Raw genomic sequence first — 18,747 nt, 5'->3', positions numbered from 1 at the left:
TGATACAACCTAGATTTCGCATGCGAAATCTTTCGGTGGCAGATCATCTTATCATTGCCACCGGGAGATCATTCCAGCGCGTTGTGTACGCAGGGGAAAGCATTTCTCGTTTCATTTGCCACTCAGGAGCAATGCCCCGTCCCGCAAACCACACTTTCCCCAGACCGGAATGGTTAATACTATCCAGAACTTGCATCAACTGCTCGCTCCGTTCCCACGGCTGTACTTCATCAAACAAATTCAGCTGCGATACCCCAGTTGGCATGAAATCGTTCAGCATACAGCCTGCCTTTGCGTAACGGTGACCATCCACCCAGATCCTGTCCAGAGCTCTGACGGCAGCGGCAATGATGTCCCGTGTATCCTGCGTGGGGATGAGCAGTTTTTCACTGGCCAGATTACCGTAGTAGGGCTCATTTACGGCGAATGGCGATGTTTTCACAAACACGGCAATATGCCTGCAGAACTGACGCTCGCCGCGCAGCTTTTCAGCTGCACGCTCAGCGTACTGACAAACTGCCTGGCGCATGGCTTCATACGTCGTAACACGCTCCCCAAAGGATCGGCTGCAGACAATCTGCTGTTTCGGCGGAGGCGCTTCTTCCAGCGAAATACAGCTTTCTCCGTTGAGTTCCCGGACGGTTCTCTCCAGCACAACGCTGAAATTCTTCCTGATAAATACAGGGTTCGCGCGCGCCAGCTGCAGTGCCGTGGTGACTCCCATTGTGTTCAGCTTTTTCGAAATTCTCCGGCCAACCCCCCAGATTTCCTCCACCGGCTGCAGTGAGAGCAGTTTTTCCGTGCGGCGGGGATTTCCCGGCGTTAACGCCAGAACGCCACCAAACTGCGACCATTCTTTGGAGGCCCATTGAGCTGACTTCGCCAGCGTTTTAGTTGGCCCCATACCCACGCCGATAGTCAGGCCGGTTCCGTTCCGGACGTGCTCACGCAGCTGCCGACCGAAGTCCTCAAAATTAATGCAGCGGTCTATGCCGCGAATGTCCAGAAACATCTCATCAATGGAATACTGCTCCACCCGTGGCGCCATTTCCTCTAAATGGATCATCACTCTGTTGCTGAGACTCGCATACAACGCGTAATTACTGGAGAACGCGATGACCGGCTCCGGAAATTTCACCAACTTCAGCTGAAACCACGGTACCCCCATTTTTATGCCCAGCCGCTTCGCTTCAGGGCTTCTCGCAATGACGCAGCCATCATTATTTGAGAGAACGACAACGGGTTTATTCCGCAGATCAGGGCGAAAGACCTTTTCGCAGCTGGCATAGAACGAATTCACGTCCGCGAGCGCAAACATCAGTCTGTGCTCCGGGTTTTGTGTATAAAAGCCGTCACCACCCCAAAAATCTGCAGTTCTTCCGGATAGAGCGTGGGGTAGGCCGGGTTCATCGGCAGCAGGGCAATGCGGGGCTTCAGCTGCAGGCGTTTAACCGTGAATTCGCCGTTTGTTTCCGCGATAACGATATCCCCCTGCATGGGTTTCTCTGCTTTGTCGACCACCATTAAATCGCCGGAATGCAGACCCATATCCCGCATCGAATCCCCGATAGCCCTGACGAAGAACGTTGCAGCCGGACGCCGGATACAGTAAGTGTTCAGGTCCAGCTCTTCTTCGGTGTAATCGGCGGCCGGCGACGGAAAACCCGCCGGGCAACGTTCGGTGAACAGCGGGGCAGTGGACTGCACCGGCTCCTGTTCGGGGGCGACAAAAAGTAACATGGCATACCTCTTAAAACACCTGTTTGCATATACAGTATTATTTAAGATATTTCCTGTCCTGCAAGTGAAATTTTGCTGTTTCCCGTCAGGTAACTGTTCTGCCTGGAAAAACAGATGTCAGGTTATCCACAGAATCGGTTAATAACCCTGTGGAGGACCGGCGCAGAACTGTTGGTATGTCATCTGCTCCCTCTCTGGTGTTTTCCCTTCCCACAAATCCTCTGATCACCACGGCCATTCCTGCCCGCCTGTTGCTGACTGCCACCCGCTGCCAGTGTGCCGCGTCCGGCCTGTCACGGGACGGGCGTCTTTATCGCTCAGGCCCGGCGTCGTTGTGATTTTACGCCATACCCTCGCCAGTTTAAGGCGCGCCCTTCAAGCCGCTTTCGCGGCATAAGCTCGCCGACGATGAGAATTGTCGGCTCGTTATTCCACGGTCGGCGTTGACCCGTTACCGGACGCGACGAATAGGCAGCGTGCGGCAGGGAACGGTATCGCGGTGATGCCTCCTGCCCACCCTGACTGTGTAAGGAGCTTCCCATGCCGAACTGGTGTGCCAACCGACTGATGTTCAGTGGTATTCAAAACAGTGATGCCCTCAAAACGTGGATTGCCGGAGGCGGGCTGTCCCTGCATCGCCGCGCCAGAAAAGACGGTATTCAGCTTTTCCTGGCAGGCTGTGCGGGGATACTGCGCCCCCTGACAGAACTGTGTTACACGCCATACCCGCAACTGGTTGCTCACGGGATGGCCGCAGACAACCGGGCTTCAGCCCAGGCATACAGCGACTGGCTGGCGATGTTTATGGCCGGAGCTGTGCTGGATGTGGAAACCTGCCAGACGCTGCATCAGTGCTGGCTGGACAGCCATATCGGGCATGCCCGCTGGGCTACCCTCAGTGAACCGGAACAGGTAGTCATCCGGCAGCTGTACCAGCAAAAATCTTTTGACTGGGGAAACAGTTTCCGGCCTGCGCCGGTGGAGGAATGGTGGAACAGCCTGTGCGATGCTGGTGATGATTTGTTTGCCGCAGAGCCAGTGGATTTGCGTGATGTCCTGCCGACGCGCCTGGATATTGAAGTGAACGGCTTCAACGGTGGCCTGCTGACGGGTGTCCCGTCGTCATATGACCACTATCTGACCCGGTACGGTTGCAAGTGGCCGGTCGGTTATGAGTCAAATATCTGTTTCGCCGGAGAGAACACGCTGACGGTGGATTTTGACACCCCCTGGAGTCCGGTTGGCGAGGTCGTTGTGGCTGAACTCAGTCAGCGATATGGCGGTGAAGTGGAGCATTGGTTTGCGGAGCAGGGCTGCAATTACTGCGGTTATGCCCGGTACGTCAGCGGCGAAACGGACGTGTACATCACTGACGAGCTGGAATGGGGCGAGGCTGACCCGGACGATGAGGACAGCTTCCCTGATGTGATCGGCCCGGAGTGGATTATCAACAACGTGGCGCATTTTGGCGGCTGACCGGAGGCGGGCGGGAAACCGCCCGGAATAACATGGAATTAAATCTGAATACCTGGCTTGTTGGCCTGAGCGTCGACATCGGTGGCACTGAAATGATGGTGTATTACCTGGTTTCCGCGAGTGACCTGGCGCAGGCTGAAGCGGGCATTCTGGAAATGGGGCGCACCTGGTGGCCATCGCTGAGACGCGAGGATGACCGGCATCGCTGGGAGTTCCCCGAAGGCGTGGTCTGGTTTAACAGCATTATTCTGCTCGATGACGTGGAAAACAGTATCCTGCGCGGGCTGAAGTTCCTCGATGCGTGGACAGTGACCGGCTCAACGGATATGCCGCGACTGCACGATGAGTGGGGGAACGACTGGCGGGATATTACCCGCTGACGGAAGACCGGGCAGGCCGACTGCCCGGTACTTCAGGCCGGAATAATGATGTCGCGCTGCTCCGCATCCATGCCGCGCGGGGCGCGGGGATATCCACTGCCCGGAGCCAGTGTGCCGCGCCCGGACGGACACGGGACGGGCGGCGTTTCCGCTCCTGTCCGGCGTCGCTGTGATTTTACGCCATCCACTCGCACTTTAAGGAGCGCCCTTCAAGCTGCTTTCGCGGCATAAGCTCGCCGATGATGGGGACTGTCGGCTCGTTATTCCACGGTCAGCTTGACCCGTTACCGGTCGCGGCGTACAGGCTCCGGGCAGCAGGGAACGGACGTCGTACCGACGTCCTCCTGGGTGCCCCCTGTAACCACGAGGTGTCCCTATGTCCCGTTTTATCCTGGGTAACTGCGTCGATATTATGTCCGGCTTTCCGGAGCGTGCCGTTGATTTCATTCTCACCGATCCCCCGTATCTGGTCGGGTTCCGTGACCGTTCCGGCCGCAGTATTGCCGGTGACAAAACCGATGAATGGCTCCAACCAGCCTGCAATGAGATGTATCGCGTCCTCAAAAAAGACGCGCTGATGGTGAGCTTCTACGGCTGGAACCGCGTCGATCGCTTCATGGCCGCATGGAAAAGCGCCGGGTTCAGCGTGGTCGGGCATCTGGTTTTCACCAAAACCTACTCGTCGAAATCGGCCTATGTCGGCTACCGCCATGAATGCGCCTATATCCTGGCGAAAGGCCGTCCGGCGCTGCCGCCGGACCCGTTACCGGATGTTCTGGGCTGGAAATACAGCGGCAACCGTCACCATCCGACCGAAAAACCCGTGACCAGTCTGCAACCGTTGATCGAGAGCTTCACACACCCGAACGCCATTGTTCTCGATCCGTTTGCCGGTTCCGGCTCCACCTGTGTGGCCGCCGTCCAGGCAGGGCGCCGTTATATCGGGATTGAGCTGATGGAGCAGTACCACAAAGCCGGAATTGAGCGCCTGTCATCCGTGCAGCGCGCCATGCAGCGCCCGGCAGCCAACGACGTCTTTTATCCGGAGGCCGCGTAATGAACTATGCCGGACACGAAAAACTCCGCGCAGACGTGGCGGAACTGGCCAACAACATGAGTGACCTGCGGGACGCGCTGAACGACATGCAGCACCGCTATCGCTTTGATTCCGAAGTGCTGACCGAACGCCTGGCTCGTCAGACGCTCTTCCGCATCAATGCCCTGTTTATGGCGGCGTACAACGAAATGCTTGAGCTGGATACCTGCTTTAAGGACTAAGGAGAAAAACATGTACGGAACCTGTGAAACCCTCTGCCGGTTGCTGAGTGAGCAGTATCCCGCAGAAACCCCGCTGAACCTGGTTGTCTGGTCCCCGGCGGATATCGAAGCGCTGGCCGACGGCATGGAATGTGCCGTGTCTGAACAGGACATAAAGGACGTTCTGGCGCGTCTGGACGCCATACCGGAAGAACAGCGGCTTGAGTCGGGCGTGTCTGCCAGTGCGGTCATGGATTTGATTGATCAGGTGAAACAGGCCGTTCCGGCGGTGATGGTGCCGGCTGACCTGCTTGAAACCCTGCTGACGACCGCCGAACAGGCGTTATGGCACAGGGAATGGACCGCCCGCGACGGCAACCACCCGGTCCCGGACAGCGTGACCCGCCGCCTGGCTGATACGGCGAAAGTGCGCGCCTTACTGAAAAACTGAATACCCACGCCGCCCCGGCGGCGTGGACTGAATCTGCTCAGAGGAACATAAGATCATGATGTACGGCACCCGTAAGGAACTGAATAAAAAGCTGAAACGTATGTTTGGCAACAATGATCACTTTGCCCTGCTGGTCTGGACGAAGCAGGACGTAATGGCCCAGGTGGAAAACATGACGGAAAGCGAGGCCGCTGCGATTTTGCAGGAAATCGGCAGCGTGACCGGCCATACCGAAGAGGGTATTTCATTTCGCACGGTCCAGGAGATGTATGCCGGATTACGGGCCGACATCCCGACCGTCATCGTTCCCGCTGATCTGCTGGCCCGCCTGACTGACGTCGCGGGGCTGGCGCTGGACGCAGAGGACGCCCGGGCCTGGCCGCTTGTTAGCCAGCATTACCCGTCCGTGGCTGATGCCCAGGCCGATATTACGTGGCTCAGGCAGCTCCTGGCCGCCTGATGTGACCGACCGCCCCGCCCGTTCTGACGGGGCGACACTTCCCGTACAGTATACAGAGAGAATAACCATGAATAACGATACCCTGAACGCCCTCATTCTGCGCCACGGTGACAATCTGCTGCGCCGGTCCGGCTGGCCCGACTCAGTTGGTATGACGCCCGTCGCGCCCGAAACCGTACCCGGCTGGCTGTTCGCCAGTGGCGTGCTCGATGCAGACGAGATCCTGGCGCTGACAACCCGGTTGTGCCAGGCCCTGAATGACGGACGGGCGAAACTGCTGACCGCCAGCGCGCAACGGCTGGCAGGTACGCCCGCCCGGCTGCATCTGTATCCGGCTCAGTCTTATCCCCGGCCCGAAGCCCTGACTGATTTTACCTGTATCAGTCTGCCGTATGCGCAGGAATGGCTGACAAAAGCCGAATGCGGGGACCTGCTGGCCTTCCTGAAAGATTTCATTGACCGGATCTGTGACATTGTTCGTCAGGACGCGAAGCGCATCGCGGCGGCTCTGGTGCCGTCTGCCGCGCCGCGGCTGATGGAAAAACGTTTCGGAGACTGGCGACTGGTTGCGGACGAATACGAGCACGACAACTGGCTGGACAGTGAGGACGGGGAACGGCTGGATCAGGTGCTGGACGGCATACTGGTCCGGGGTGCGCGGTTTTGTCCGGTCCTGCTCACCCTGGTGAATGAGTCCCGGGAGGAAATCGAAGCGGCCGGAGTGATGACCGATCTTCTGCGTTTCCCGGGGGAACCGGTCCGCCGCTGGTTTGACCGTCGCGTGTTGCGGGATGTGCTGAACGAGGTCCGCAACACAGACCCCATCGGGGATTAAGTCAGGGAGGGAAGGGGGAAACCCCTTCTTTTATCCGCCGGTGACTCAGAAGCTGAAAAGGATGTCGCCGGCTCCGCTTTTATGGCGGCCCCGTCCCGGTGTGACGTGGCCTGGTGGTTTTCCGCTCTGTCAGTCCGGAGCCGTGTGCGGGCTGTGCCGTGCATCCATCGTAGTCGGGCTGTCGTGGATACAAGGGTAAAGTGCACGCGGCGGTCACCCGGTCCTTCCTTCACGTCAGCCGTTATCTTCCGGTCGTTCGACCGCTCAGGTTTCACGGTCTCACCCTTCAGCTCCCGTCTGCCGTGCGCGTCAGGCTGCGGCTTCCCTTGCGCCCTTGTATCCACGCCCGATCGCCCGACTGGTCTGGATGCACGGCACCGCCCGGTGTCGCAGACCATGTGATTACGGAGGTTTACCATGCAGTTAGCTACACGTCAGCACACCCTTAACGTCGAAGAATCCGACCGCCTGTCTTTCCTGCCGTACATGTTCGGCACCGATTTTATGCTGGCTGAATTACAGGTGTATGCCCTGGCGAAAAAATGGATGCCCGAATACAGCGGCGTTACCTGGCATTTCATCCGTCTGCCGGAAGGCGGCGGGTACATGATGCCCGACTGCGATCGGGTACACATGATCAACGGTGAAAACTGGTTTGATCGTACCGTCAGCGCCGACGCCGCCGGGATTATTCTGACCTCGCTTGCCATTAACCGCCGTTGCTGGACACATCACGACTGCGGCAATGCCGCGCTCACACGCCTGTACATGCTGCGTGATACCCAGCTCTGGAATCACATTACGTTTCACCCTGAATGCACCGCCATTTATGCCGCGCTCGACTGATTAACCGACGGGGCGGCGATGCCGCCCCGCTGTAAGCGACATTCATTTATTTAAGGGAGACTGTTATGTACGGAACCGTCAGCACCATCTGCTGCGACTTACTGAAAGTGTACGAGAACAACGAAAAGATAGCCGTCATCGTCTGGTGTGAAGACGATGTGCGCAAAGTGGGGGCGGAGTTTAACCCGACCGCTGATGACACACAGGCCGTACTGCGCGCCATTGGCGAGTCGGACAGTGATTCGCTCTGGCGTGATGGTATTGGCCAGAACTTTGTTGAGGGCGTATTGCGCGAGTTAGTCGCACAGCGTCCCCCGCGCCAGATTGCCATCCCTGAAGATATGCTGCGCACGCTTTTGCCCCTGATGGAAGCCGGAATGAACCTTCCGCGTTACCAGACGCAGGACAGGGCCGCCGAAGAAGAAGCCGCACTGGATACGTTGCGATACCTGCTTTCCGCAAATATTCCTCACCATAACCAGACCGAAGGGAACTACTGACAGATATTAGTGCGCCGTGTACATCGGCGGTCACTTTATCTTACAGGGAGGACAGGGCAGGTAAGCATGATTGCAGGTGGTTATGCCGCCTGTCAGCCCGCGCGAAAAACCATGCAGGCTGGCGCCTGCGGGAGGAAGGACTCGTGCCGCGCTTCGCGCCGCTCCCCGTCCTTTTCCCCCCCTGACTCAGATTGCGTACACTTACCGCCGGTTTCCCTTTCTGTCGGAGTATATGATGTCCGGATTTAATCTCGCCGCAACATCGAAAGAAGAGCAGGATAAGGTGGCCATTGACCTGGTCGCTTCAGGCGTGGCGTATAAAGAAAGGCTGGCTATGCCGGTGGTCGCTGAACTGGTGGTCAGAGAACTGCCTGAACATCTCAGAGCGTATTTTTGGGGGCGGTTGCACTATTACCGTCAGTTCAGTGAGCAGCTGCCTGACAAAAATGCCCCGGAATATGCCAGAAAAGAGGATGAGGTTAAAAAGTAGCTTCAGTCCTGAAGCATTCTGCCTGTCGCTGGCCGGATTTTTCTCATGCCGGGTGATAGTTTTTTCTGGCCAGTGTGTGAGGTTTTTTTCTGCCGGTGATAATACGTTGCCTGTTCCTGTTCCTGTTCCTGTTCCTGTTCCTGTTCCTGTTTCCTTTCATCCTGCTGCCGATATTTCCTGACGGATTTCGCTGACGACGGGCGACTTCCCTGACGGGAACCGGGGCTGTCATGCTTCGCACTGAGCCAGTTACGCTGTCTCTGCCCGGCCCTTCGGGCAGCGGGTTTCCATCCCAGGCTGTCGCAACGTCAACGGCAGGCTTGCTGCGACCGTTCCGGTCACGCCGCCCCTGGCGCGCCGTTTCCTGCGCTTTTCGCACCCCGGCGGTAAGGCTGCCGGGCTGTAAGGCGCAACGCCGTTTCGCGTGCCGCGCCCCGACGTTGCGGCGGGCCCCTGCTCTCATCCACTTCTGGTGCCTTTTCACCGTTTAAGCCCCTTTCGCCCGGGCTGAGACAAGCACAAACGCTGTCAGCCGTCCAGGGTAAATGGCACGCGGTAAACCGCGCCCAGGACGGCTGCCATCGCCCGTGCTCGTTTACGCCCCTGCGGCGAAGGTTCTCAAACGGGTGAAGTTAAATACCAGAGGGAGCAGCGCAGCAGGTTCCCGCAAACGTCAACACCGCGGCTCCCGAAACTCAACGGGTGATGTTCTTTAAAAACCAGGAGGAAGAAAAATGCAGGCTCAGGCGATGCGTGTTTATCAGATTGCGTTCAGCGGACGCGATGCACAGGGCGTTATACCGATGTTTACCCGTATCCGCGCCGTGACCGGAAAGCGGGCTGTCAGGGCATTTATCGAACGTTATCAACCCGTCAGCGGCTGGTTTTTAGGCGACCCCGAAGACATTACGGACAAAGTACAGAAGGAGGCAGAAGGAACGGGCAGCAACCCGCAGACATGAAAAAAGCAGGGTAAACCCTGCTTTTCCCACGCCGTAAAAATCGCTGTAACGGTTTTTACGGCTTCATTAACTACCATAAGGAGTTAACTAAAGTGACAGTAACTATTGTTTCACCTTCCGCAGAGGCTGTAAAGCCCCGCCGTCATACGCGCATCATTCGGGCCGATATTTCGGCATCAGAAATTAATCCCGCGTTAAAGGCATTCGGGCGACACATCGCCAGACGTATCCGCAAGGGGCGCGGGGTACATATCCCCGCGATGACAAATACCGCCTACGGGCAGGTACTCCGCACGCTTGAACTGAAACGCGCATTTAACTGATGAGGTGAGCCGCCCCGCGAGGGGCGGCAACCACAGGAAGGAGAAACTCACATGACACAGACTACCGCACTGGCACTGACTGCCAGCATCACCCCGCCGCCCGCGTCTGAAGACAGCCCCGTGCAGTCGTACCGGGCGACATACTCCCCGGATGACAACAAATTGCGCCTGTATGCCGCGCTGCGTCTGGATGATGAAACGTATCAGAAGATCCACGCCGTGGGTTTTCGCTGGGCGCCGAAACAGAAACTGTTTGTCGCGCCAGCCTGGACGCCAGCCCGTGAGGACGTGCTTCTGTCTCTTGCCGGAGATATTGAAGACGATGACAACACCCTGTTTGACCGTCAGGAGCAACGCGCCGACCGTTTCAGCGGCTACAGCGAAAAACGCGCCGGGGAGTCAGAGCAGACGCTCGCGCAGGTGGATGCGCTGGCGTCGGTTATCCCGTTCGGACAGCCGATCCTGGTAGGCCATCACAGCGAACGCCGCGCGCGACGGGATGCGCAGCGTATTGAGAACGGTATGAAACGCGCCGTGATGCTCTTTGAACGTGCGGAATACTGGGAGGATCGGGCGCATGCCTCCCTGCGTCTGGCGAAATACAAAGAACGCCCGGATGTGCGTTACCGTCGTATCAGAAAAATCGAGGCGGACAAGCGCAAGGCGGAGCGGAATATTGCACAGGCGCAGAAATATCTGACGATGTGGCGGGCGCAGACGCTGGATCTGAAAATGGCGCGGCTTATCAGCAATTACGATCATATTTACACCTGTTTCACGCTGGAAAAATACCCGCGCCCGCCGGAGAAAAGCCAGTACGAAGGCCAGATGTCCCTGCATTCGGCGCTTGAGAATGAGATTATTACTTTTGAACAGGCCCGCGACATTGCCGCCCCATATCATGAACGCACGATCCGCCATCAGCAGCGCTGGCTGAATCATTACCAGAACCGCCTGGCCTATGAACGCGCCATGCTGGACGAAAGCGGCGGCGTGGTCACCCGTACCCAGGATTTTGAGCCGGGCGGGCAGGTTCAGAGCCGGGGCGAGTGGCTGACCATCATCCGCATCAATAAAAGTAACGGCGCGGTCAGTTCGGTTGTCACCCCGTATTACAGCTTTATGCGCTGCAACGGGACCATGACACTGACCCCCGACCGTATCACGGACTATAAAGCCCCGTCTGCGGAAGAAGCCCGCGCCGCAAAACAGGCCGCGAAACGCCCGCCGATCGTTAACTATCCGGGGGAGGGTTTCCGCGAAATGACAAAAGCCGAATGGTCGAAAACCCCGGCTGATTATAAGTCGGTCCGGGGTGTCGCTGAAAATGATGAGCATGGCGCGTACCGCTTCCGCCGCATCATGACCAGCGGTTACACGCTCGATAATGTGTACATCACCGACATGAAAACCGTGGAAATCCCGCAAAAATAACCGACAGACTCCCCGGCATTACGCCGGGGAGGTAAGGGCCATTCATATGCATAGTGAACTCAGGGACCGTATTCAGGCGATGCGGGCCAGACTTGACGGACGCACCCCCGTGGCCGAAATCCGGGCCAGCTCGCAGCTTTTCGTCACTCCCGATCCGGTCTGTCGTCAGATGGCTGACCTGGCAGAGCTTAACGATTCTGATCGTATTCTGGAGCCGGAGGCCGGAACGGGGGCCATTTTACGGGCCATCCGGGAGGTGGCCCCGCTGGCACGGTGTGACGCCGTGGAGCTTAACGCCGCGTTAGCCGCACATCTGCAAGCGGCGTTTCCGGGCGTTAACGTCCGGTGCGGGGATTTTCTGGAATACAAGCCGGGAAGCCTCTGGAACAAAATCCTGATGAATCCGCCGTTTCAGCATGCGCAGGATATCCGCCACATACAGCACGCCTTAACGCTGCTCGAATCAGGCGGAATACTGACGGCGGTTTGTCTGAACGGGCCACGCCAGCAGAAGATCCTGAAACCCCTGTCTGATGTCTGGGAGCCGCTGCCGCGTGGCACATTCACGTATACCGATGTATCAACCGTCCTTCTCAGAATTCAGAACTGACGGGCACTGTGAGCCGGGCGGGGGAGGACGCCCCCGTCTGTCCGCGCCGGAAAAAGCCGCGCGCCTGCGGCGCTGAAGGGGGCCGCGCTTCGCGCCGCCGCCCTCCATCCGCGTCTGTTCATGGTCTCTTTGGCTGGACTGTCTGTCGGGTGAGAGCTTTCTCTGCTGTTTCACAGGGTGATGTTTTCTGTTCCTGTTCCGGTTCCTTTTCATGCTGCTGCTTCCCTGTGTTTTTGAAATCTGAAATATCAGGGTACTGGCCCCCTTCGGCTCCTGGCCAGCTGGCGCTGTCCAGTCGTCGAGCCCCACTCCGCCAGGGCAGTTGCTGCGCACCTGCCAGTCTCCGCCGAATCCCTGCGGGTTTCGGGCCATACGGCTAGGGTCTGATGGCGAAAGTCAAAAGTAGGCTTGCTGCGACCGTTCCGGTCACGCCGCCCCTGGCGCGCCGTTTCCTGCGCTTTTCGCACCCCGGCAAACTGCCGCCGGGCTGTAAGGCGCAACGCCGTTTCGCGCCCGCGCTTTCCGTCGTTGCGGCGGGGGCCTGCTCATTCCTTGCCTGGTTTTTTCACCCTTTTGAGTCCTTTCGCCGGGGCTGAGACAACCACAACCCGCCTGGCTGTCCAGGGACGGCGAAGCCTTTCGCGATAAATTTTTTCCGGCCATTCCGCAGGCTTCATTAGACCGTAAAAAATTGACCGCTCACCCCGGACACCTGCACCGGGCCGTGGTCGTTTACGCCCTTGCGGCGAACGGCTCTCAAACGGGTGAAGGTAATAACCAGCGGGAGTGTTCAGCAGGTCCCCGCAAAACGTCAAAACCGCGGCCCCGGCAACTCAACGGGTGATGGTTTTTAAAAGCAAAACAAACGGAAGGAGATTCATCATGACCGTACGCGGCATCAACAAAGTCATCATCGTGGGTAATCTGGGCCAGGACCCAGAAGTCCGTTACATGCCCAATGGCGGCGCGGTCGCTAACCTCAGCCTCGCCACTTCGGAGTCCTGGCGCGATAAACAGACCGGAGAGATGCGCGAAAACACCGAATGGCATCGCGTGGTGCTGTTTGGCAAGCTCGCGGAAGTGGCCTGCGAGTATCTGCGCAAAGGCGCTCAGGTGTACGTCGAGGGGCAACTGCGCACCCGAAACTGGCAGGACGACAGCGGCGTGACACGTTATGTCACTGAAATCGTTGTCGGACAGAACGGCACTATGCAGATGCTGGGTGGTCGTCGTGACGGCGGTCAGTCTCAGAGCACGGCTCCGCAGCAGCAGTCCGCACAACCGCAGACGCCAGCCACTCCGTCACAACCAGCTGGCACTCCTGAAAAATCCCCGAAAGCGAAGGGCGGCAGAAAAGGCCGTCAGAGCGCCGCACCGTCTCAGCAGGTGCCGCAGCCGTTACCGGACGATTATCCACCGATGGATGATGATGCCCCGTTTTGACCAGCATGATGAATACGCCCCGCAACCAGCGGGGCAGTAAAAGGAGAAAATATGAGCATTTATAACGCCGGACCGTTACCAGATGACACCTTCACCAGAGCACAGGCGGAAGCAGTGGTGGCACAGTTTGAAAATGTCGCCATCGAAGACGATCAGGGTTCGCATTTTCGCCTGGTCGTTCGTCAGAACGGCGAAATGGTGTGGCAGGCATGGAATTTTGAAGCGGATGCCGGGATCTGGCTTAACCGTTACATCGAACGTTACGGCATTCGTAAACAGCAGTAAGAGGTGCCCTGCCGGAGCGCTAACTCCGCAGGGCCGGACAGTCATCAATATCCAGTGAGGTATCAACTATGTCAGTAACCGAGTCTAAAGCAAAAACCCCCGCGAAAACCAGCAAAAAAACGGTTAAACCTGCCGAAGCCGCAGCCCTTAAGGCGGCGCTTGAGGCCGCTCAGATTGAAATGGTGCCGCTGTCGGCGCTCGTCAAATCCCCGCTGAACGTCCGTATTATTCCGTACCCGGATGAGAGTGTCAGGGAAATGGCTGACTCCATTCTCGCGGTCGGCCTGATCCAGAATCTGGTGGTTCACTCGCTGCCTGATGGCCTGTCAGGCGTTGCTGCGGGCGGTCGTCGTCTTGCTGCCCTGCAACTGTTACTCAGCGAACAGCGCATCGATGCCGGGTATCTCGTTGTCGTCAAGCGCGTCAGCGACGACCTGGCGGTGGTCGCCTCAATGGTGGAGAACAACCAGAGGGCGGCGATGCATCCGGCAGAACAAATCAGCGGGTTTCGCACGTTGTCTGAGCAGGGTAAGACGCCGGCGCAGATTGGTGACCAGCTGGGGTACAGCTCGCGCCACGTCCAGCGAATGCTGAAGCTGGCGAACCTTGCCCCGGAACTTCTCGTCCTGCTGGCAGAGAACAGGCTCGATGTGGAGCAGTGTCAGGCACTGAGTCTGGAGAATGATCCGGTGCGTCAGGTGGAGATTTACGAGCGTGTGAAGGCGCAGCACAGCTATGCCCCCGCGCACATGCTTAAACGCGCCATCACGGACACCGAAATCGGTGTGAACCACTCCCGCTTCGTGTTTATCGGGCGTGAAATGTATGAGTCTGCAGGGGGCGTGGTGCGTGAGGATTTGTTCAGCGCCCAGGAGGGTGATGGTACGGCAGACGGTGTGCTGGTCGAACGACTGGTGCAGGAGAAGCTTGAGTCCGCCGCACTGGCAATCGAACTGCATGAAGGATGGTCATGGTCACTGGCCCGGGAGGGCGCGGTCAGAAACTACGGTGATGACCGCGAACATTATCTGCTGTTACCAGAGCCGGAAGCACAGTACACCGCTGACGAACAGCAGCGTCTTGATGAACTGTACGTCACTCAGGAGGCCACAGAAACGTTTGAGGATGAAGCCGCGATTCAGGTGCTGATTGACGAAATTGAAAATGCGGCATCGATCCGGGCGTGGACGCCGGAGCAGAAATCAGCCTGTGGCGTGGTGGTCAGCCTGTATGACGGTGAGCTTTGTGTCCAGCGTGGGGTGCAGAAGAAGCCTCAGAACGAGGCGAAAGAAGGGCAGGAAGATAATGGCAGTGGCGGCTCCCTCCATGTGGTCAGCAGCAAGCCGGATGTGACGGAGGGGATCAGCGCCCCGCTGCTCAAAAAGATGTCTTCAGAAAGAACGCTGGCAGTGCAGGCCGCCCTGGTACAGCAGCCCGAAAAAGCTGTGGCCCTGATGGTATGGCGGCTGTGTACCTGCGTTTTCGACTATTGCAACACCACCCGTGATCCATTTGTTATGCGTCTGGAGGTACACCACAGCGGACTCACGAGTGAGGCTCCGACCGGAAAGAGTGGTCAGGCATGGCTGTGTCTGATGCAGGAAAAAGCCCGTCTGGAGGCGCTGCTGCCGGAAGGCTGGAAAAAGGATTTCACCACCTTTTTTACCCTTGACGGAAAGATGCTGATGTCCCTGATGGTCTTCTGTACAGCCTGTTCTGTCGATGGCGTGCAGACCAGAACAATGGGGCATACGACACAGAGCGACCTCGATGGCGTTGAAACGGCAATCGGGTTCAACCTGCGCGACTGGTGGCAGCCAACGGCGGCAAACTTCCTCAGTCTGCTGAGTAAGAACCAGATTGTGGAGGCGCTGAAAGAGGCCGGACTGTCAGGGGCCGCGTCAGATATCGGGAGTATGAAGAAAGGAGATGCCGCCAGCCATGCTGAACAGTGTCTTTCCGGTACACGATGGGTGCCTGTCTGGATGCGCGCCCCTGATGCAGAAAAATCCCCGTCTGATGCAGAAAACGACGTATCTGATACTGAAAACGGCAGTACTGATGCACCCGATGCGGCTTTTGATGCAGACAGCCCCCACACCCTGCACGACGCAGCCTGATAACGGAGGCCGCCCCGTTACGGGGCGGTATTTAAGGAGAACATTATGCGTAACATTATTACCCCCGATGTACTGAACACCATGATCCCCCAGGAGTTTGAAGACTGGCGCGACGGTGGCGAAGATTTACGCCGCGAACTGACCCATGCCGTGATGCGTGACCTTGACTGCCCGGTTCACTGGGTCCTGAACGGCGAGTACCGCAGCGAGTTCGGCGGTTTTTTCCCGGTGCAGATCCGTTTCACACCCTCCCACGGCAATTTCAGCCTGGCAGTGTGCAGCCCCGGTGATATCAGCCCGTCCTGGATGGTGGTGTTTATTCCTGCCAGTGGTCGCCCGTTCTCTGTTATGCGCACGCTGCCAGCCTGGTCGCCGGAGGTTATCAGCCACACGTTGAGTCTCGTCGCCCGCCTCGATGCCGATGGCTACAGTCAGGCCAGCATTATCAGTGTTCTGGCGATGGAGGGTGCACAATGATCCCGGCGAGTTTGTCACTGGTCCCCCTGAGTCATGAGCGTCGTGCTGCAATGCAGGCCATCGCAGAGGTGGAGCACAAGTATGAAAGGGGTGCTCATGTTGTGGAGTTTGCGTATGCCCATGCCTTTTTCCGCATCCTGAACGGCAGTAAGCGTGTCACCGTAAAGGATATCGGCTGGTTCTCTCCGGGGCTGACAGGACAGTCTCTGCGGGGAAATAAACAGGACTGGCTGGCGGCTATCGACCGGCTGATTGAAAGCCGGGGCGCGTGTTGCTGGTTGCCCCTGTCGCTGTCGGATGGCTGGCGACTGTTCCCGGAAACGAAGTTTCAGATGCAGGAGCGTACCCGCCGGCACAGTGAACTGGGGGCTGAAAAATACACCCGCCAGCGCCGGAAGGAGGCGTGCCAGCGCGAAACGGCGTATCAGGCGCTGGCGGGGCAGGCGGAAATTGAGCTGGCTTTTCATACCCCGGAAACGGTCAGCAGCTGGAGCGCCCGCTGGTCGGGTACTGAACTGCACCAGTACGACCTGGAGGAAATGTTCTGGCGCTGGAGCGAGCGTTTTCCGTCGCTGGCACCAATGGAACGCTGGATGATGGTGAATCAGCCCTTCTGGAGTGTGATGGTTGAATCTGATGCCCTCGCTAAAGAAAGCCCGGAACCGGTCAGACAACTGGAGCGCTGGATGGTCCCCAACAAGCTGATGCACCGGAGTCAGGCATGAAGTGGCGTTACTCGTTGCGCTGGAGACTGCCCCGGACACCGTGTCCCGGACCGCAGGAACTGGTGTCAGAATTGGTGGAGGCAGGGCAGCCCGCACCTGAGTCGGTGATGTCCCGTTGGGTGGCGGGCGCAGGGTATGCGGTGTGTGTCGATTTTCTGGATGAAAGTCAGGTCCGGCGCTGGAGTGATGAGCGGAAAGCGGCTGCCCGTCGGCGGAATCTGGAACGCCGTGTAAACCGTATCGCGCCGTTGTTTGCTGATGAATTTATCAGGCGTGAACTGGAAGCTCGCCCGGCGTATTTCCGCGGAAAGTCTCCCCGCTGAGTCAGGTTATTATCCCCTGCTGACCCAAAAGTGAGCAGGGGAGCGAAGTCAGGTACGATACCGGGTATGCTGCGCATGCAGAATTCAGTAATAACAGAGGTAATAGAGGGATGCCGAATTTGAATACAGGACTGACATTACCGGCGCTGGTTTCCATGACTCCCGGGGATTTTGAACAATTTCGCGCTGATGGCTGGTCGTCACGTCAGGTGCTGACGCAGGCCGTAGCGGGGGAGTTGCTTTTGCCGGAGGGCTGGGTGGCTTCACCTGAAATTTTCTGTGAGTATGGTGGAGTATGGCCAGTTTGTCTGCGGTATATACCACCGCATTGTCGGCACTTCATCATGCTGACCAGCCCCGGAGAAGCCTGTGGCCACTGGATGATATTGCTGCAGTCTGCCAGCGGGCTACGAATGACATGTCTGCACAGAATGCCGGTGCTGGATACCTTTCTGATTAACAGTCTGCTGCTGCGGGCTGATGTGCTGGATAAAAAAAACTATACGCTGGCAGGTCTGGCTACTGAACAGGCGGGTATCACAGCCATTCCCGGGCGACTTCCCTGACGGGAACCGGGGCTGTCATGCTTCGCACAGAGCCAGCAATGCTGTCTCTGCCCGGCTCCTTTGGGGCAGCGGGTGTCCATCCCAGGCTGTCGCAACACCAACCCCTCGCTTGCTGCATCCGTAAACGGATGCGCCGCTTTTCACCGTGCCTGCGATAAGACTGCCGTCACTCTGATGTCGCCACGCCGTTCCGCCGTGTCGGGTGTGTTCATCCTCTTTCCCTGCCTCTGGTAATCCATCTTTCGGTGAGTTCCCCGGGCGGAGGGCTGGTCGTAGCACCGCCGTGTCGTCATCCAAGGGGTATATAAACTCCGCCAAAACTTTTTGCCTGGGGCCGCAAAAACTTTTGTCTCCGCCCCTTTCCTTCCTCCGTACGTCGTCGCTACTTTGCCCTTTGCCGCCAGGGAACTCACCGAAAGATGGATTAATCACCAGACAAGAGGAAACGCAGGATGAACACACAGAACGTCAAGGTCAAAACCGCCACCAAAGAATCTACCAAAAGATGGGTGAAAAAAATGGCACGGATTATCGACCGTGGGCACTACAACGTGGCTTGTGTGCAGGAAGCTCATGCGCATTACGGCGATAAGTTCACTCGCACAGATGCCTGTCTGTATTTCATCCGTGGCGCACTGTCTGAAATTTTTAACAAATCCTGAGTGAGAGGGGAAACGAGGATGACACGTAAAAATATGACCCTGCGTACTGATGGTTTTGTTCGCAATATCTATTCCCGTAACGCGTTCGACGTTAACCTGCCCGACTGCTGTCAAAGGCCGCGCGCCTGCGGCGCAGGGTAATACCTGCTGCGCTACACGCCGCACATATTACTCAGACGCATAATTGTCATATTATTATTTATTCCTGCCTGTCACCTCTCATCCGGCATTCTTCTGTTTGTCTCTTTCATCAATTCGCAGAGGGCTGCTTTTAGCATCAGCCAGGAATAAATAAAAGGGTATATAAGCGCTGCACGCCTTTTTATTCATTGCCCTTTGCCGCTCAGTGATGAAGTCGAACGATTTAATAAATCCATAAGGA

At 57.6% G+C, this 18,747-nt stretch carries 25 protein-coding genes and 2 pseudogenes; 23 read left to right on the top strand and 4 right to left on the bottom strand.

Annotated features, from left to right (window positions below):
- Positions 1-43: 43 nt before the first annotated feature.
- Positions 44-1,318, bottom strand: coding sequence for a Y-family DNA polymerase (locus HV041_RS24275; protein ID WP_071687509.1), 1,275 nt, complete (start codon positions 1,316-1,318; stop codon positions 44-46).
- Positions 1,318-1,740 carry a translesion error-prone DNA polymerase V autoproteolytic subunit gene (gene umuD / locus HV041_RS24270; RefSeq protein WP_045911947.1) on the bottom strand — a complete coding sequence of 141 codons (423 nt, stop codon included), beginning with the start codon at positions 1,738-1,740 and terminating at the stop codon, positions 1,318-1,320. The genes HV041_RS24275 and umuD overlap by 1 nt, the downstream gene beginning before the upstream one ends.
- A 540-nt stretch (positions 1,741-2,280) precedes the next feature.
- Here umuD and HV041_RS24265 point away from each other — a divergent pair.
- The 14 genes and pseudogenes from HV041_RS24265 (at position 2,281) to HV041_RS24200 (ending at position 11,764) form a co-directional block, all read left to right on the top strand.
- Positions 2,281-3,216, top strand: coding sequence for a DUF1281 domain-containing protein (locus HV041_RS24265; RefSeq protein WP_071446536.1), 936 nt, complete (start codon positions 2,281-2,283; stop codon positions 3,214-3,216).
- Positions 3,217-3,248: 32 nt separating this feature from the next.
- Positions 3,249-3,596: a hypothetical protein gene (locus HV041_RS24260; protein WP_071446535.1), complete on the top strand. Its 348-nt coding sequence runs from the start codon at positions 3,249-3,251 to the stop codon at positions 3,594-3,596.
- 376 nt (positions 3,597-3,972) lie between these two features.
- Positions 3,973-4,653 (top strand): DNA methylase, encoded by a 681-nt coding sequence (locus HV041_RS24255; protein WP_071446534.1) that lies wholly within the window; start codon positions 3,973-3,975, stop codon positions 4,651-4,653.
- Positions 4,653-4,874: a hypothetical protein gene (locus tag HV041_RS24250; RefSeq protein WP_071446533.1), complete on the top strand. Its 222-nt coding sequence runs from the start codon at positions 4,653-4,655 to the stop codon at positions 4,872-4,874. Before HV041_RS24255 ends, HV041_RS24250 begins: the two co-directional genes overlap by 1 nt.
- Positions 4,875-4,884: 10 nt before the next feature.
- The gene (locus HV041_RS24245) at positions 4,885-5,304 is read left to right on the top strand and encodes a DUF1380 family protein (RefSeq protein WP_071446532.1); all 420 of its coding nucleotides are present in this window, start codon (positions 4,885-4,887) and stop codon (positions 5,302-5,304) included.
- 55 nt (positions 5,305-5,359) lie between these two features.
- Complete coding sequence (locus tag HV041_RS24240) at positions 5,360-5,764, top strand: DUF1380 family protein (RefSeq protein WP_071446531.1); 405 nt, start codon at positions 5,360-5,362, stop codon at positions 5,762-5,764.
- 67 nt (positions 5,765-5,831) lie between these two features.
- A complete protein-coding gene (locus HV041_RS24235) occupies positions 5,832-6,599 on the top strand; it encodes a hypothetical protein (protein WP_071446530.1) in 768 nt (255 codons plus the stop codon).
- A gap of 417 nt (positions 6,600-7,016) precedes the next feature.
- The gene (locus tag HV041_RS24230) at positions 7,017-7,445 is read left to right on the top strand and encodes an antirestriction protein (RefSeq protein ID WP_071446529.1); all 429 of its coding nucleotides are present in this window, start codon (positions 7,017-7,019) and stop codon (positions 7,443-7,445) included.
- A 65-nt stretch (positions 7,446-7,510) separates the two neighbouring features.
- Complete coding sequence (locus HV041_RS24225) at positions 7,511-7,945, top strand: DUF1380 family protein (RefSeq protein ID WP_182294295.1); 435 nt, start codon at positions 7,511-7,513, stop codon at positions 7,943-7,945.
- A gap of 235 nt (positions 7,946-8,180) precedes the next feature.
- Positions 8,181-8,514: pseudogene (locus tag HV041_RS24220) on the top strand (DNA polymerase III subunit theta); the annotation flags it as partial.
- Between the two features lie 655 nt (positions 8,515-9,169).
- Positions 9,170-9,397: a hypothetical protein gene (locus tag HV041_RS24215; RefSeq protein WP_071687504.1), complete on the top strand. Its 228-nt coding sequence runs from the start codon at positions 9,170-9,172 to the stop codon at positions 9,395-9,397.
- 92 nt (positions 9,398-9,489) lie between these two features.
- Positions 9,490-9,720 carry a hypothetical protein gene (locus HV041_RS24210; RefSeq protein ID WP_071687503.1) on the top strand — a complete coding sequence of 77 codons (231 nt, stop codon included), beginning with the start codon at positions 9,490-9,492 and terminating at the stop codon, positions 9,718-9,720.
- A gap of 51 nt (positions 9,721-9,771) precedes the next feature.
- A complete protein-coding gene (locus tag HV041_RS24205; protein WP_071687502.1) occupies positions 9,772-11,154 on the top strand; it encodes a DUF3560 domain-containing protein in 1,383 nt (460 codons plus the stop codon).
- Positions 11,155-11,200: 46 nt separating this feature from the next.
- A complete protein-coding gene (locus tag HV041_RS24200) occupies positions 11,201-11,764 on the top strand; it encodes a class I SAM-dependent methyltransferase (RefSeq protein ID WP_071687501.1) in 564 nt (187 codons plus the stop codon).
- 406 nt (positions 11,765-12,170) lie between these two features.
- Here the strand turns inward: HV041_RS24200 and HV041_RS25165 are convergent.
- A pseudogene (locus tag HV041_RS25165) lies at positions 12,171-12,313 on the bottom strand (hypothetical protein); the annotation flags it as partial.
- Between the two features lie 333 nt (positions 12,314-12,646).
- Between HV041_RS25165 and ssb the strand changes: the two are divergent.
- The 7 genes from ssb to HV041_RS24165 all read left to right on the top strand — a co-directional run bounded on the left by ssb (position 12,647) and on the right by HV041_RS24165 (position 17,703).
- Complete coding sequence (gene ssb / locus HV041_RS24195; RefSeq protein WP_071687500.1) at positions 12,647-13,207, top strand: single-stranded DNA-binding protein; 561 nt, start codon at positions 12,647-12,649, stop codon at positions 13,205-13,207.
- 51 nt (positions 13,208-13,258) lie between these two features.
- The gene (locus HV041_RS24190) at positions 13,259-13,492 is read left to right on the top strand and encodes a DUF905 domain-containing protein (RefSeq protein ID WP_071687499.1); all 234 of its coding nucleotides are present in this window, start codon (positions 13,259-13,261) and stop codon (positions 13,490-13,492) included.
- A gap of 68 nt (positions 13,493-13,560) precedes the next feature.
- The gene (locus HV041_RS24185) at positions 13,561-15,612 is read left to right on the top strand and encodes a ParB/RepB/Spo0J family partition protein (protein ID WP_127663647.1); all 2,052 of its coding nucleotides are present in this window, start codon (positions 13,561-13,563) and stop codon (positions 15,610-15,612) included.
- Positions 15,613-15,654: 42 nt separating this feature from the next.
- Positions 15,655-16,089, top strand: coding sequence for a conjugation system SOS inhibitor PsiB (psiB, locus tag HV041_RS24180; protein ID WP_182294298.1), 435 nt, complete (start codon positions 15,655-15,657; stop codon positions 16,087-16,089).
- The gene (locus HV041_RS24175; RefSeq protein ID WP_071687496.1) at positions 16,086-16,814 is read left to right on the top strand and encodes a plasmid SOS inhibition protein A; all 729 of its coding nucleotides are present in this window, start codon (positions 16,086-16,088) and stop codon (positions 16,812-16,814) included. Before psiB ends, HV041_RS24175 begins: the two co-directional genes overlap by 4 nt.
- Complete coding sequence (locus HV041_RS24170; protein ID WP_071687495.1) at positions 16,811-17,137, top strand: theronine dehydrogenase; 327 nt, start codon at positions 16,811-16,813, stop codon at positions 17,135-17,137. The genes HV041_RS24175 and HV041_RS24170 overlap by 4 nt, the downstream gene beginning before the upstream one ends.
- Before the next feature lie 110 nt (positions 17,138-17,247).
- The gene (locus HV041_RS24165) at positions 17,248-17,703 is read left to right on the top strand and encodes a conjugation system SOS inhibitor PsiB family protein (RefSeq protein ID WP_114141096.1); all 456 of its coding nucleotides are present in this window, start codon (positions 17,248-17,250) and stop codon (positions 17,701-17,703) included.
- Positions 17,704-17,718: 15 nt separating this feature from the next.
- Here HV041_RS24165 and HV041_RS24160 read toward each other — a convergent pair whose 3' ends face one another.
- Positions 17,719-18,000, bottom strand: a complete 282-nt coding sequence (locus tag HV041_RS24160; protein WP_127702263.1) for a hypothetical protein — start codon at positions 17,998-18,000, stop codon at positions 17,719-17,721.
- Between the two features lie 155 nt (positions 18,001-18,155).
- Here HV041_RS24160 and HV041_RS24155 point away from each other — a divergent pair, with 155 nt between their 5' ends.
- Complete coding sequence (locus HV041_RS24155; protein WP_071687494.1) at positions 18,156-18,365, top strand: hypothetical protein; 210 nt, start codon at positions 18,156-18,158, stop codon at positions 18,363-18,365.
- Between the two features lie 18 nt (positions 18,366-18,383).
- A complete protein-coding gene (locus tag HV041_RS25205; protein ID WP_256259396.1) occupies positions 18,384-18,506 on the top strand; it encodes a hypothetical protein in 123 nt (40 codons plus the stop codon).
- Positions 18,507-18,747 lie beyond the last annotated feature (241 nt).

Origin of the sequence: Citrobacter sp. RHBSTW-00029, from assembly GCF_014104295.1 — a bacterium.
Taxonomy (GTDB): Bacteria; Pseudomonadota; Gammaproteobacteria; order Enterobacterales; family Enterobacteriaceae; genus Citrobacter; species Citrobacter youngae.
Note: the sequence above shows the minus strand (reverse complement) of the source record. Positions and strands in the feature narration are given on the sequence as shown.